Source organism: Microbacterium xylanilyticum (genome assembly GCF_054654695.1).
In genome coordinates, this window is record NZ_BAAIEN010000002.1 from 2,859,192 (window position 1) to 2,871,826 (window position 12,635).

Annotated in this window: 12 protein-coding genes; 5 read left to right on the forward strand and 7 right to left on the reverse strand. The window is 70.6% G+C overall.

Going from position 1 to position 12,635, the window contains the following annotated elements; translation table 11 throughout:
- Nucleotides 1–84: 84 nt before the first annotated feature.
- Both ACYQ1L_RS14320 and ACYQ1L_RS14325 read left to right on the forward strand, forming a co-directional pair.
- Nucleotides 85–1,119, forward strand: coding sequence for an S-methyl thiohydantoin desulfurase domain-containing protein (locus tag ACYQ1L_RS14320; RefSeq protein ID WP_460004746.1), 1,035 nt, complete (start codon nucleotides 85–87; stop codon nucleotides 1,117–1,119).
- Complete coding sequence (locus ACYQ1L_RS14325; protein WP_460004747.1) at nucleotides 1,116–2,627, forward strand: PucR family transcriptional regulator; 1,512 nt, start codon at nucleotides 1,116–1,118, stop codon at nucleotides 2,625–2,627. Before ACYQ1L_RS14320 ends, ACYQ1L_RS14325 begins: the two co-directional genes overlap by 4 nt.
- Nucleotides 2,628–2,667: 40 nt before the next feature.
- Here the strand turns inward: ACYQ1L_RS14325 and ACYQ1L_RS14330 are convergent, their stop codons facing one another.
- From ACYQ1L_RS14330 to ACYQ1L_RS14345, 4 genes are read right to left on the reverse strand one after another with little or no spacing between them, the layout of a single operon-like run.
- Nucleotides 2,668–3,312 (reverse strand): HAD family hydrolase, encoded by a 645-nt coding sequence (locus ACYQ1L_RS14330; RefSeq protein WP_460004748.1) that lies wholly within the window; start codon nucleotides 3,310–3,312, stop codon nucleotides 2,668–2,670.
- Nucleotides 3,313–3,329: 17 nt separating this feature from the next.
- Nucleotides 3,330–4,166, reverse strand: a complete 837-nt coding sequence (locus ACYQ1L_RS14335; protein ID WP_460004749.1) for a carbohydrate ABC transporter permease — start codon at nucleotides 4,164–4,166, stop codon at nucleotides 3,330–3,332.
- Nucleotides 4,160–5,122, reverse strand: coding sequence for a carbohydrate ABC transporter permease (locus ACYQ1L_RS14340; protein ID WP_460004750.1), 963 nt, complete (start codon nucleotides 5,120–5,122; stop codon nucleotides 4,160–4,162). The genes ACYQ1L_RS14335 and ACYQ1L_RS14340 overlap by 7 nt, the downstream gene beginning before the upstream one ends.
- A gap of 13 nt (nucleotides 5,123–5,135) precedes the next feature.
- The gene (locus tag ACYQ1L_RS14345; protein ID WP_460004751.1) at nucleotides 5,136–6,452 is read right to left on the reverse strand and encodes an ABC transporter substrate-binding protein; all 1,317 of its coding nucleotides are present in this window, start codon (nucleotides 6,450–6,452) and stop codon (nucleotides 5,136–5,138) included.
- A 271-nt stretch (nucleotides 6,453–6,723) separates the two neighbouring features.
- On the opposite strand from ACYQ1L_RS14345, the gene ACYQ1L_RS14350 reads away from it, so the two are divergent.
- From ACYQ1L_RS14350 to ACYQ1L_RS14360, 3 genes are read left to right on the forward strand one after another with little or no spacing between them, the layout of a single operon-like run.
- On the forward strand, nucleotides 6,724–7,737 hold the full coding sequence (locus tag ACYQ1L_RS14350) for an SIS domain-containing protein (protein ID WP_460004752.1): 1,014 nt from the start codon (nucleotides 6,724–6,726) through the stop codon (nucleotides 7,735–7,737).
- Nucleotides 7,738–7,744: 7 nt separating this feature from the next.
- The gene (locus ACYQ1L_RS14355) at nucleotides 7,745–8,533 is read left to right on the forward strand and encodes a PfkB family carbohydrate kinase (protein ID WP_460004753.1); all 789 of its coding nucleotides are present in this window, start codon (nucleotides 7,745–7,747) and stop codon (nucleotides 8,531–8,533) included.
- A gap of 30 nt (nucleotides 8,534–8,563) precedes the next feature.
- Nucleotides 8,564–9,343: a GntR family transcriptional regulator gene (locus ACYQ1L_RS14360; RefSeq protein ID WP_460004754.1), complete on the forward strand. Its 780-nt coding sequence runs from the start codon at nucleotides 8,564–8,566 to the stop codon at nucleotides 9,341–9,343.
- Here ACYQ1L_RS14360 and ACYQ1L_RS14365 read toward each other — a convergent pair.
- From ACYQ1L_RS14365 to ACYQ1L_RS14375, 3 genes are all read right to left on the reverse strand, one after another.
- Nucleotides 9,321–10,442 carry a LacI family DNA-binding transcriptional regulator gene (locus ACYQ1L_RS14365; RefSeq protein ID WP_460004755.1) on the reverse strand — a complete coding sequence of 374 codons (1,122 nt, stop codon included), beginning with the start codon at nucleotides 10,440–10,442 and terminating at the stop codon, nucleotides 9,321–9,323. The genes ACYQ1L_RS14360 and ACYQ1L_RS14365 overlap by 23 nt on opposite strands.
- Nucleotides 10,443–10,517: 75 nt before the next feature.
- Nucleotides 10,518–11,429 (reverse strand): PfkB family carbohydrate kinase, encoded by a 912-nt coding sequence (locus ACYQ1L_RS14370; RefSeq protein ID WP_460004756.1) that lies wholly within the window; start codon nucleotides 11,427–11,429, stop codon nucleotides 10,518–10,520.
- A gap of 8 nt (nucleotides 11,430–11,437) precedes the next feature.
- Nucleotides 11,438–12,430 (reverse strand): SIS domain-containing protein, encoded by a 993-nt coding sequence (locus tag ACYQ1L_RS14375; protein ID WP_460004757.1) that lies wholly within the window; start codon nucleotides 12,428–12,430, stop codon nucleotides 11,438–11,440.
- Between the last annotated feature and the right edge of the window lie 205 nt (nucleotides 12,431–12,635).

The following is a 12,635-nucleotide window of genomic DNA, read 5'->3' on the forward strand; positions in this document are numbered from 1 at the left end:
TCCTGAGCCTGTCGAAGGGCGCTCGGTCACCGATGTCCCTTCGACAGGCTCAGGGTCCGAACACCTTCGAACTAGTCTGGGACGATGGCGTGGCGACTGCGACCCGAGGACGTGACGGCGCTCGCGCGGGGGTGCGCGCTGCTCGGCTCCGGCGGCGGGGGCGCGACAACGATGGTGGAGCTCATGCTCGCCGACGACGGACGCGGTGAGCGTCTGCTGGAGTCCGTCGAGGACCTGGACCCGGCTACACCGTGTTTCGGGGCCGCGTTCGTCGGCTCGACGATCCTGCTCGGCGAGCGCATGCCGGATCTCGCCCCGTTCGCCCATCTCGTGGCCGCCGCGGAGCGGTGGCTGGGCCTGAGGATCCCCGCGGTGTGCTCGATCGAAGGCGGCGGCATGAACAGCCTCGTCCCGCTGCTGTTCGCGGGCGAGCGCACGATCGTCGATGCGGACTGCACGGGCCGCGCCGTGCCAGAGCTCGACCAGATGTCGCTGTTCGTGGACGGCGTTCCCGGCCTGGTCTTCACCTGCGACAGCGGCGCCGGCGGCGTCGCGCTCGTGGAGACCGACCGGGCTGTCGACGCGGAACGGATCATCCGCTCCGCCATCATCCAGGCGGGCGGCACAGGGGCCGCCGTGCTCGCCGGCTTCACCGTCGGCGATCTGCGCGAACACGCGCTGCCGGGGCACCAGCGCCGCGCACTCGGACTCGGCCGCGCCTTCCTGGACGCGCTCGGCGCGCCGATCCCGGCCCTGGCCGACGCGCTCGGCGCCCGCCTGCTCACCGAGGGGCGGATCGACCGGATCGCACCGTACGCCGGGGATCCGCATGTGCAGACGGTCGAGATCGGCGGCCCCGGCGGCTCGGTCGACCGGGTCGTCACCCGCTCGGAGACGCTCGCCGTGCTCCGGGACGGCCGGCTGCTCGCCTCCGCGCCGGCGATCATCGTCGTGCTGGATGCGGTGTCTCGCGAGATCCTCGAGGTCACCGATCTCGCGCCGGGGCGTCGCGTCGCCGTGCTGTCGCTGCCCGCGCCGGACTGGTGGGTGCAGCGCCCCGAGCGTCTCCGCCGCGTTCTGCCCTCGACGTACGGCCTGCGCGAGCTGGACGCCGCATGAGCGCCCGGCTGTCGCTCGCCGGTCTGCAGGCGCATCCCGACACCGGGGGCCTGCGCCGCGTCGCCGGGCCGGTGGCGGCCGCGTGGGACGACGTCGTCGTGGAGACCGCCGAGGGCGACCTGCTCCCCCGCAGCGCGCCGACGCTCGCGGTGCTGATGTCTGCGGCCCCGGAGACGCCGTGGCAGCAGGACGCGCTGCTGCGGCGCATCCACGAGCGCGGCTACCGGGGTGTGGCCATGCCGGGCGCTGCGGAGCTCGACCCGGGCGCGCAGCGGCTCGCCGCGCGGCTCGGCATCTGCGTGCTCGACGTGGAGAAGCCGATCCAGCTGGCCGAGGCGTGCTGGATGCTCGTGCAGGCGCAGGACGCCCTCACCCTGGCGCACGTGCGGAAGGTGGCCCGGTCGTTCGAATACACGGCGCGCGACCTGCCCGATCTGCTGCGGCAGGTCGCGGCGAACCTCGGATACGCCGTCGCGCTCGTGGACGAGACCGCGGTGATGCACCAGGCCGGCGGCGAGCTGGATCCTGAACTGGTGCGCTCGATCGACTTCCGCCCGTGGGTCGACTTCGCGCGGGCGGGCGGGCAGGCGGCCGCGTCCGTGCGGGTGGACAGTCCGAGCCGGCCGGGTCTGCGCCTGGTCGTGTTCGGCGACGGGCTCGGCGAGACCCAGCTCGCCTCGCTGTCCGTCGCCGCTGAGGTGGCGATGCCGGCGATCGCGGCGCGCATCCTCATCGACGAGGTCGCGGAGGTCAACGACGTATCCGCGTCCTCGGCGCTGCTGCGGGACTTCGTGGATGCGCGCGGGCGAGACGACGACGTCGAGCGACGCATGGCAGAGCGGGGCTGGCGCACGGGAGGGCACCATCTCGGCTTCCGGATGGCAGGACGCGGGCGCCTGGAGCCGCTGCGCCTGCTGCGGGCCGTGCGCGCGGGGCTCGCCGGGATCGGCGCAGAGGCGCACGTGACCACCGCGGGCCGAGGGGTGAGCGGGTGGCTGGCCTTCTCCGCGGCTCCGCCGCCGGCGGCCGTCGAACGCCACGTGCAGGGTCTGCGCGCGCTGCACGCCGAGCTCGCCCGGTCGTTCGCGGTGGCGACCGGGGTCGGGTCGCTGCAGCGCGGACCGCAGGGACTCGCGACGACGCTGGACGAGGCCGCGGACGCGGCGCGCATCGCAGCCTCCCGTTCGGCGACCGGCTGGTTCGTGCGCGTCGACAGCCTCGGCCTGGAGCAGCTGCTGCTGGCCTGGACCGGCAACGACACGTTCGTACCGGCGGCCGCCTCCCTGCTGGCGCCTCTGGAGGATGCCGGTCCCGACCTGCGGCGCACGCTCTCGGCCTACCTCGATCACGAGTCGAGCCTCGTCGCCACGGCGCAAGCCCTGAACCTGCACCGCAACACGGTCGCGCTGCGTATCCGCCGCGTGCAGGAGGCGCTCGGGCTGGATCTGTCGGATCCGGAGACACGCCTGGCCGTGCACCTCGCATGCCGCGCCGTGCGGGATCGCTGAGCGCGCCGCGGACGGGATCCCGAGGCTGCGCGCGGATCCGCTAGAGCGCGGCGATGAGCGCGGGAAGGTCCGTCATGCGGTCGAAGACCACGGTGCCGGTGCCGGCGAGCCGGGGTCCCACGCCCGAACCGGCATAGGCGAGCACCCGCATCCCGGCAGCCCGCGCCGCCTGCACGCCGAATGCGCTGTCCTCCACCACGACGCAGCGCTCGGGGGCGACGCCCATGCCCTCCGCGGCCCACAGGAACAGGTCCGGCGCGGGCTTGCCCCGTGCCACGTCCTCGGCGCTGAAGATGCGCCCCTCGAACCGGTCCAGGAGGCCGGTCAGCGAAAGCGACTCCCGGATCCGCGCATGACGGCTGTTCGACGCGACACAGCGCGGGAGCACGAGCGCGTCGAGAGACTCCTCGATACCCGGCACGGCGCGCAGTCGCGAGCGGAATGCCTCGGCGTACCAGTCGTGGTACGGCGCATCCCAGCCCGGCTCCAGGGCGCGACCGAGCAGGTCCGCGACGCCCGCCTCGTACACCTCCGAGGAGGCGCCCACGAATCGGTCGGCGATCTCCTCGAGGGTGACCTCGACGCCGAGGTCGGCCAGCACCCTGCGGCTGACCTCCACGGCGAGGGTCTCGCTGTCGACCAGGACGCCGTCGCAGTCGAAGACGACGAGCTCCGGCGCGCTCATGCGCGACGCCGCGTCATCTACTTGCCGATCCCCTCGGCCAGGCCTCGCACGAAGAAGCGCTGCGCGGCGAAGAAGAACACGATCATCGGGACCGAGGCCAGGGTCATCCCGGCGAAGATCATCGGGTAGTTCGTGGACAGCTTCGAGGCGAGGTTGGCGAGTCCGACGGGCAGGGTCATGGTGTCGCTGCTGCTGACGAAGATGAACGCGAACAGGTACTCGTTCCAGGCGAACAGGCACTGCAGGATCACCGCGGAGATCACGATCGGCATCGACATCGGCAGGGTCAGCCGCCAGAACTGCTGAGCACGGGAGCACCCGTCCAGCCGGGCCGCCTCGTCCACCTCGTGCGGCAGATCGATCATGTACGAGCGGATCAGGAACGTCGTGAACGGGATTCGGAACGCGGTGTACAGGATGATCAGACCGAGCAGCGAGTCGTAGATCCCGAGCGCCTGCAGCATCCGCAGCAGCGGGATCAGCGCCACGGTCGGCGCGAGCATCATGCCGCCCACGATGAGGAACAGGATGGTGCGGGAGAACGGCATCACGAGCTTGGTGAGGCCGAAGGCGGCCCACGCGCTGATGAGGGTCGTCGCGATGATCGACAGCACCGTGACGATCACGCTGTTGATCAGGTACCGCCCCACGCCGAGGTTCCACGCATCGGCGTAGTTGCTCCAGTTGAGCGTCGTGGGCAGACCGAACGGGTCGGAGAGGAACTGCTGGTTCACCTTGAGGCTGCTCAGCAGCATCCACCCCAGCGGCACCACCACGAGCAGGGCGATGACGACGAGCAGCCCCCACACGAGCAGGCGCAGGATGATGCCGGCGAACCGGAGCCTGGTCACCATTCGACTCTCCTTCGACGCGAGATCCACAGCTGCACGACGGCCAGCACGATCGTGATCACGAAGACGACCGTGGCGATCGCCGCGGCGTACCCGAACTCGTTGTTGATGAATCCCGCGTGGTAGAGCCAGGTGCCCAGCACCTGGCTGCTGTTGTTGGGGCCGCCGGCGGTCATGACCATGACCTCGTTGAAGACCTGGAACGCGCCGGTCACCGTGACGATGATGAGCAGGGTGCTCATCTCGCGCACCAGCGGCGTGGTGATGTACCAGATGCGCCGGATCGCGCCGAGGCCGTCGAGATCGGCGGCGTCGTAGAGCTCCCGCGGGATCCGCTGGATCGCGACGGAGTAGAGCAGCGTGGTGTATCCGAAGCTCTGCCACTGGCTCATCACGATGATGGCCCAGATCGCCGTCGACTCCTGGCCGAGCCACGCCTGCGCGAATCCGCCGAGCCCGACCACGCGCAGGAACTCGTTCAGCAGACCGGTCTCCGGCTGGTAGAGGAAGTAGAACAGCAGGCCGGCGACGGTCAGCGAGATCGCCGACGGGATGAAGTAGATCGCGCGGAGGATCCCGCCACGCTTGCGCACGAAGGTCTCCACGAGGGCCGCGAGGATCAGCACTCCCGCGACCTGGAAGACGAGCGAGACGACGGCGTAGGCGATGTTGTTGAACAGTGAACGCCAGAAGATCGGATCCTGCGCGGCGTGCGCGTAGTTGGCCCCGCCCACGAACTCGGGGATCGGCTTGAAGACCGACCACTGGAAGAAGCTGAGATAGATGTTCTCGACCAGCGGGTAGTACACGAAGCCGGCGACGAGCACGAGGCCGGGCACCACCCACAGGAGCGATCGCCAGCCGCCGATCGCCCGGAGGGGCGACCGGCGGCCGGCGGGGCCTCGCCGTCCGGTGCGACCGCGGGTGACGATCGCTTCGGTGACGGTGATGTGGCTCATGAGGAGGCCCGGCTCACTTCGATCCGGCGGCCTGCTGCACCGACTTCATCACGTCGGCAGGTGAGCTGCTGCCGCCCACCAGAGCCTCGCCGCCGGCGAGGTAGGCCTGCGCGACCTGCGGGGCGGCGACGGTGTCGAGCCAGATCGCCAGGCTCGACGCCTTGGCGAGGTCGCTCATCGCCTCGACCACCTGCGGCTGCGTTGTCGCCGCGTCCAGCGAGTCCTTGACCGGGCTCGGGTATCCGCTCATCAGGTCGGGCATCTTGGCGGCGCCCTCCTTCGAGACGACGAACTTGAGGAAGGCGACGGCCAGCGCGGGGTTCTTCGACTTCGGGTTGACCATCAGCAGATCGGGGGCGCCGACGAGCGCTCCGGTGTCGCCCTTCGCGTCGCTGGGCGGGGGCAGCTGGAACAGGCCGAACCCGTCCTTGTCCGCCTGGGTGTCCTTGAGGAGTCCGATCTCGAGCGACTCGAGGTACATCATCGCCGACTTGTCCGCGCCGAAGCCGACTTGCGCGTCGGTGTGGTCGATGCCGTTGGCCGATGTCCCGGTCACGGTGCACTGGTCCATGATCTGGGTGAACTGCTCGAGCGCCTTGGCGTATCCGGGATCGGTGTACGAGCCCTTGTCCGAGGAGTAGTCCTTCTGCAGCGTGGCGGCAGGCACGTTGTACGCGTTCAGCTGCGTCACGTAGTGCAGGGCCGGCCATCCGTTCTTGTTGCCGAAGTTGACCGGCGCGATGCCCTTCGCCTTGAGCGTCTTGCACACCGAGAGCAGGTCGTCGAACGTCTTCGGGACGCTGATGCCGTTGTCGGCGAAGATCTTCTTGTTGTAGAACATGAACTTCGCATCGAGGTCGATCGGGACCCCGTAGTTCTTGCCGTCGTAGGCGCCGGCGTCGACGGCCGAGGGTGCGAGGGAATCGTTCCAGGCCGTGCCCTTGCCGATCGCCGAGGTGAGGTCGAGGGCCAGGCCCGCATCGACGAACTGCTTCGCGTAGGAGCCGGGCCATGAGAAGTAGATGTCGGGGATGCTGTTCGACGAGGCCAGCACCTTGATCTTGTCCTTGTAGCCCTGATCGGACTCCTGCTGGACCTTCACGGTTACGCCGGGGTGCGCCTTCTCGAACTCCTTCGCCATCTCCGGGAAGTACTTCGACGTGCTCGGGTCGGAGAACTTGTTCACCATCGAGATCGTGCCGTGGTAGTCGACCTTGTCCAGGTCGACCGCGCCGGATCCGCCCCCGGTCGACGGCGCCGAGCAGCTGCTGAGCAGCAGCGCGGCGAATCCTGCGACCGCCAGGGACATGGTCTTTCGTGTCAGCCTCATGTTTCGCACTCACCTCTCTGTAACGTGCGCCGTCCAACGGACACCGGAAGTCTGACACGGAATTGAGACCGGTGTCAATCGACATTTCACTTCCCGGTGGCTGGGTCTCGTGCGGCAACGTCGGCGGGCATGGAGCCGCACTCCGCCCTGCTCTTACCTCGCGTCGCTATGGCGTGCTCCCGTGGAATTCCGCGGCTCTGCGCGCTCTTGACAGTATTCCTCTGATGACTCACACTGTTGTCCGACAAGTTGAATCTGAAAGGACCGCCGCATGCTGAACTTCGACCCCGAGCGTTTCGTCCGGATCCAGAGCGGCGCGCTCGCCCACGCGCGATCGCTGCAGCAGCTCATCGGGTCGCTCCTGGCCGACGGAGCACAGAACATCTTCTTCCTCGGCGCCGGGGGCGCGGGGCGGCTCATGGAGCCGGCTGCGCAGCTGATCTCGCGCCAGAGCGACTTCCCCGTCCACCTGGAGAACGCAGCAGAGCTCGTCGCCGTGGGCTCCGCGACGCTCGGCCCCCGTTCGATCGTGGTGATCCCGTCACTGTCGGGCACCACCCGCGAGGCGATCGCCGTGCTCGAGCACGCCCAGCAGCGCGGTGCGACCGTCATCGCGCTCACGGCGCATGAGGACTCCCCGGTGGCGCGGCAGGCCGACGTGGCGTTCACCGCTTTCGCCGAGGACGACACGTCCTCCGAGTCGTTCTACCTGCAGTCCCTCGTCATCGCGCTCGCGCTGCTGGACGCGCTCGACCAGGGCGGCCGCCTCGACGCGGTGCTCCCCGAGCTCGAGACGCTCCCGCACCTGCTCGTGGACGTCAAGGAGGCGTTCGAGCCCACCGCCGCCGCGATCGCCGCGGAGATCCAGCACGACGACTACCACATCGTCACCGGCGCCGGACCGGTCTGGACGGAGGCCTGGTACTACGGCACCTGCATCCTGGAGGAGATGCAGTGGATCCGCACCCGGCCGATCCACGCGTCGGACTTCTTCCACGGCACGCTCGAGCTCGTCGAGCCCGGCGTCAGCGTGCTGCTGTTCAAGGGCGAGGACGCCTCGCGGCCGCTCGCCGAGCGCGTGGAGCGCTGGGTGCCGACGGTCACCGATCGGCTCACCGTCATCGACACCGCCCGCTTCGCGCTGCCCGGTGTGTCCGCGGACGTGCGGGCGCTCATCCCGCACGTGCTGATCGCGACCGTGCTGGAGCGGGTCAGCGCGCATCTGGAGGTGCTGCGCGACCACCCGCTCACCACGCGCCGCTACTACCGGCGCATCGAGTACTGAGCGCGACGTGGCAGTGCGCATCCGCATCGCCGCCGTGGGCGACAACACCGTGGACCGCTTCCAGGGAGGCCCTGTGCTCGTGGGCGGCAACGCGCTGAACGTCGCCGTGCAGCTGAGCGCGCTGGGGGTCGAAGCGGGCTACTTCGGCGCGGTCGGCGCCGACCCCGACGGCGAGGCGATCACGCGCGCTCTGCGCGAGCGCGGCGTCGACGTCTCCGGCCTGATCGTCGCCGAAGGTGCGACCGCGGTCACAGAGATCGCGCACACCGCGGACGGCGACCGCGTCTTCGTGCGCGAAGACTTCGGAGTCACAGCGCACTATCGCCCCGCGGACGACGAGATCACGCGGCTCGCCGCGTACGACGCGGTGCACCTGGGCATGGTCCCGGACGCCGCCGACCTGGTGGACCGGCTGCGCGGCGCCCGCCCGGGCCTGGTGATCAGCCAGGACTGCGCGGTCTCCTCGGGGTACCGCGGGCTCGACGCGGCCTTCTGCTCGGCCGGGGAGGACGGCTCCGCGGCGGAGCGCGCGGCCGCGGAGGCGCTCGACGGCGGCGCCGCGCTCGCTGTGGTCACGCGCGGCGCCGCGGGGGCGCTCGCCGTCGACGCCACCGGCCGGCGGTGGCACTGCGCCGCCGTGCCGGTCGAGGTGGTCGACACCACCGGGGCCGGCGACAGCTTCATCGCCGGCTTCCTCGCCGCGCGGCTGGGCGGGGCCGCGGTCCCCGACGCCCTCGCTGCCGGGGCGAGGGCGGCCGCGCGCACCTGCGTCCACATCGGCGGGTTCCCGCAGTGAGGCGGCCGAGCGGAATGGGAGGATGAGGGGATGACCCCGCGTCCGACCGAGCCCACCGCGGGCTCCGCGACAGCCGCGCCGCCGGCGCCGGGCGAGGGCCGCGTCGCCACGGCCTCGCTGCGCGACGAGCTCGCCCGGATGATCTCCGACGAGAGCCTCTCCCCCGGCGACCGGCTGCCCACCGAGGCGCAGCTCGCGGAGCGCTTCGGCGTGGCGCGGTCGACGGTGCGCGAGGCCCTCAAGCGCCTCGAGGAGGACGGCCTCGTCGACGCCGTGCAGGGCAAGGGGCGATTCGTGTCCGCCCTCGCGGCGGCGGTCGTGGAGCGGCCCATCACGCGCTACGAGGGGGTGACCGAGATGCTGGCACGGCTCGGTCACGAGGTGACCACCTCGGTGTTCTCCGTCGGCGAGGTGCCTGCCGACGCCGAGCAGGCGCGCAGCCTCGACATCGCGCCGGGAACGCCGCTGATCCGGCTCGCTCGGCTCCGCTACGGCGACGGAGAGCCGCTCGTGTTCAGCATCGACCACATCGTGCGCGACGCACTGCCCGGGCCCCTGACGCACAGGGACTGGTCCGCCCCGCTCACCGAGGCGCTCGAGGCGAACGGGCACGGGATCCTGTCCTCCGTGGCACGGATCAGCGCTGTGGAGCTGCCGTTCGACCTGGCGCGCAGGCACCGCCTGACCGGGCTCGGGCCGTGGCTGCTGGTGACCGAGGTCTGCCTGACCCGCGCGGGACGGCGGGTGCTGCTCGCCGAGGACTACCACCGGGGCGCGCTGATCGGATTCAACGTCCGGCGTCAGCGCTGACAGCCCCCTCGCGCGGCGGCAGCACCGAGGCGCGCGAGATGAGGGCCGACGGGATGGTCTCGATCACGGCGTCGCCGTCGTCCCCCGCGATGCGCGCGAACGCGTGCCGGGCCGCCGCGCGGCCCAGCTCGAGCATGGGCTGGGCGATCATCGTCAGCGGGGGCTCGATCACGCTCGCCCACGAGCTGTCGTCGAAGCCGATCACCGAGACGTCCTCCCCATGACGCAGTCCAGCGGCGCGGATCGCACGGAGCGTGCCCACGACCGCGTCGGTCTCGGTGGTCAGCACCGCGGTCGGCGGGTCGGGCAGGGCGAGCATGTCGGCGACGGCGCCGACCGTGGCCTCCTCGTTGTGGTCGCATGTGCTCACCAGGAGCGGATCCAGCGCGATCCCCGCCTCCTCCAGGGCGTCGACGTAGCCCCGCAGGCGCTCGGTCTCGCTCCACAGCCAGTCCTCACTGGCGCTGAGCAGCCGCTTCCGATCCGGCAGCTCGCCGCGCAATGCCGGACCCCAGACGAACGCGATGCGGCGGTGCCCCAGCTCGGTGAAGCGCCGGACTGCGTCGCGCGCCGCCTCGCGGTTGTTGATCACGACCGCGTCGAGGTCGAGGCCGCGCACCTTGCGGTCGATGAGGACGACAGGGATCCGGCGGCTCATCGCCTCCAGGATGTGCGTGGTCTCGGTGGGCACGAGTGCGGCCGACGCGATGATGAGCGCGTCGACCTGCTTGTCGATGAGCACGCCGATCGCGGAGCGCTCTGTGGCGAGCTTCTCGTCGGTGCTCATCACGATGGCCGTGTAGTCGGTCGCCTCGCAGGCATCCGCGATGCCGCGCATCACGCCCGCGAAGAACGGGTTGCTGACGTCGGCCACGATGACGCCGATGGTCTGCGTGATGCCCGTGGTCATGCTGCGCGCGAGGCTGTTCGGCCGGTAACCGAGCTTCTCGGCGGCCGCGAGCACCCTGGCGCGCGCCGCGGGGCTCACCGCACCGTAGTTCCCGAGCGTCCGCGCCGCGGTCGCCTTGCCGACCCCCGCCTCGGCGGCGACCTCGGCGACCGTCGGCGAGGAGACGGACCTGGATCGATGGACGGGCATCGCACCTCCTTCTCGCGACGACATCGCCGTGGTCACGGCTCGCCGTCCCGCCAATCTAGCCGACGCCCGACGGCGTCAGCGCTGCGCCGAGGACGGATCGAACGACATCGGCGCACCGGGCGGCGTGGGCCGGCCATGGCCGAACGCGCCGTCGGTGAAGCACTGCTCCGCCGCGTAGGCGGATGCCTCCGCGAGCGCTGCGCCGACGGCCTCGGCGGACGGACGCTCGCCCTTCCGCCACCCGGCCGCATGCAGCGCGCAGACCAGCGCGCTGAGGAAGGCGTCGCCGCACCCCATGGTGTCGGCGACCGGTCGCGCGGGGTCGAGCGCAGCGGCATCCGCGCGGTGCAGGACCGCCCCGTCGAACAGGAGCGACCCCTCGGCACCCCGGGTGCCGACCGCCATCCGCGCGCCCCGCGCGACCACCGCGCGCAGCAGCTCCCCGGTATCGGATGCGGACAGGTCGGAGCACGACAGCAGCGCCAGGTCGAGATGCGGCGCGAGCGGATCCAGATACTCCGCCGAGCGGAACCGGTCCTCGCTGGAGAGGTCGTAGGTCAGCAGCGCCCCGGTGCCCGCCACGAGCGGAAGCTGGGTCTCGGTGGCCGAATACACCCCCGAGTGGACGACGTCGAACCCGGCGACGTACTCCAGGTCCTCCCGGTCGAGCACAATGGGCTCGCGCACGGTGACTCCGCCGTCATTGCCGCCCAGGAAGATCCGGTCCCCGCCGACGACCTCGACCAGCGCGATGCCCGTCTCGCCCTCGCGGACGATGCAGCGCGACAGGTCGAGGCCGATGCCGGCGAGCTCGGACCGGAGGAAGGCACCCGCCTCATCCGATCCGAACACGCCCAGGTAGGCGGCGTCGGCCCCGAGCTCATGGGCGAACACGGCGACGTTGACGCCGTTGCCACCGGGATAGTCGATCCGTCTGTCGACGAAGCGATCGATGACGTTGTCGCCGAGACCGAGGACCTTCACCACGATCCCCCTCAGTACTCGACGACGCGGTAGTAGCGGCGCACGTCGAGGCGGTGATTGCGGACGAGCTCGAGGTGAGTGCTCAGCCGGCTCGCCGCCGTGCCGATCACGAGCGGGGAGAGCAGCGAGCGGAACTTCGGGGAGATGCCCTCCAGCGGGTAGTCGGCGGTGTCGAACACGGTGACGTCGTCGGAGTAGAGCTCGACGAAGTTGCGCACCCGGTCCATCAGTGGACGGGTCGCGTCCTCGCCGAAGAACAGCAGGGTCGTGGTGTCCTTCTCGATGAGCTCGAGGGAGCCGTGGAAGAACTCGGCGGCGTGCACGCGCGTGGTGTGCAGCCACTGGCACTCCTCCAGCACGCACATCGAGTAGAGATAGGCGTAGCCCCACACGTTGCCGGATCCGACGACGAAGAGGTACTCGACGTCCTTGTGCTTGTTCGCGAACACCGACGCCTTGGAGTCGGACTTCTTGGCCACGTCGACGAGCAGGCCCGGCAGCAGCGCCAGCTGGTCGGCGAGCTCCTCGTAGTCGTCGAACTCGCCGCGTGCGCGCAGCAGACCGGTGATGAGCAGCAGCAGCTGGATGTCGTAGGAGTGCGCACTGGAGAGGAAGACGTGGTCCAGCGCCTTCGCGAAGGGGCTGTCCGCCTCGCCCGTGAAGCCGACCGTGGTGGCGCCCTTCGCCTTGGCCCAGTCGATCGCCTGGTTCACGTCGGGCGTCGAGCCGGTGGCCGAGACGAACACGGCCAGGGAGCCCTCGCCGAACGCGGTGTCGGGGGTCAGGAGGAACTCCTGCGCGACAGCGGCCGCACCGGGCAGCGTCGAGGTCGTCTGCAGGAGCTGGGCGTAGGGCATCATCTCGGCGTACGAGCCCCCCGCGCCGAGGAAGTACACGTTCTTCACGCCGTCGCCGATTCGGGCGACCAGCGCCTCGATCTCGGGACGCAGCGCCGCAGCGCTGGCGAGCTGGGCGGTGAATTCCTCTTCGTTGAACTTGAGCACGGCCTGATTTCCCTTCGTGGACGTTGAGACTGATACCGGTCTCACTGCGGTCATCCTGACACACCGCCGGATCGGCGGTCAAGAGGCGGTCGCGAATCCATCCCGCTCGGCGTCCCGCGGCGCAGAAACCGCGGAATGTCGCGCGGCTCGGACCATCGGTGACGGGCGTCGACCCCGGCCGGCCCGCGAAAGACAGCCTTCGCCC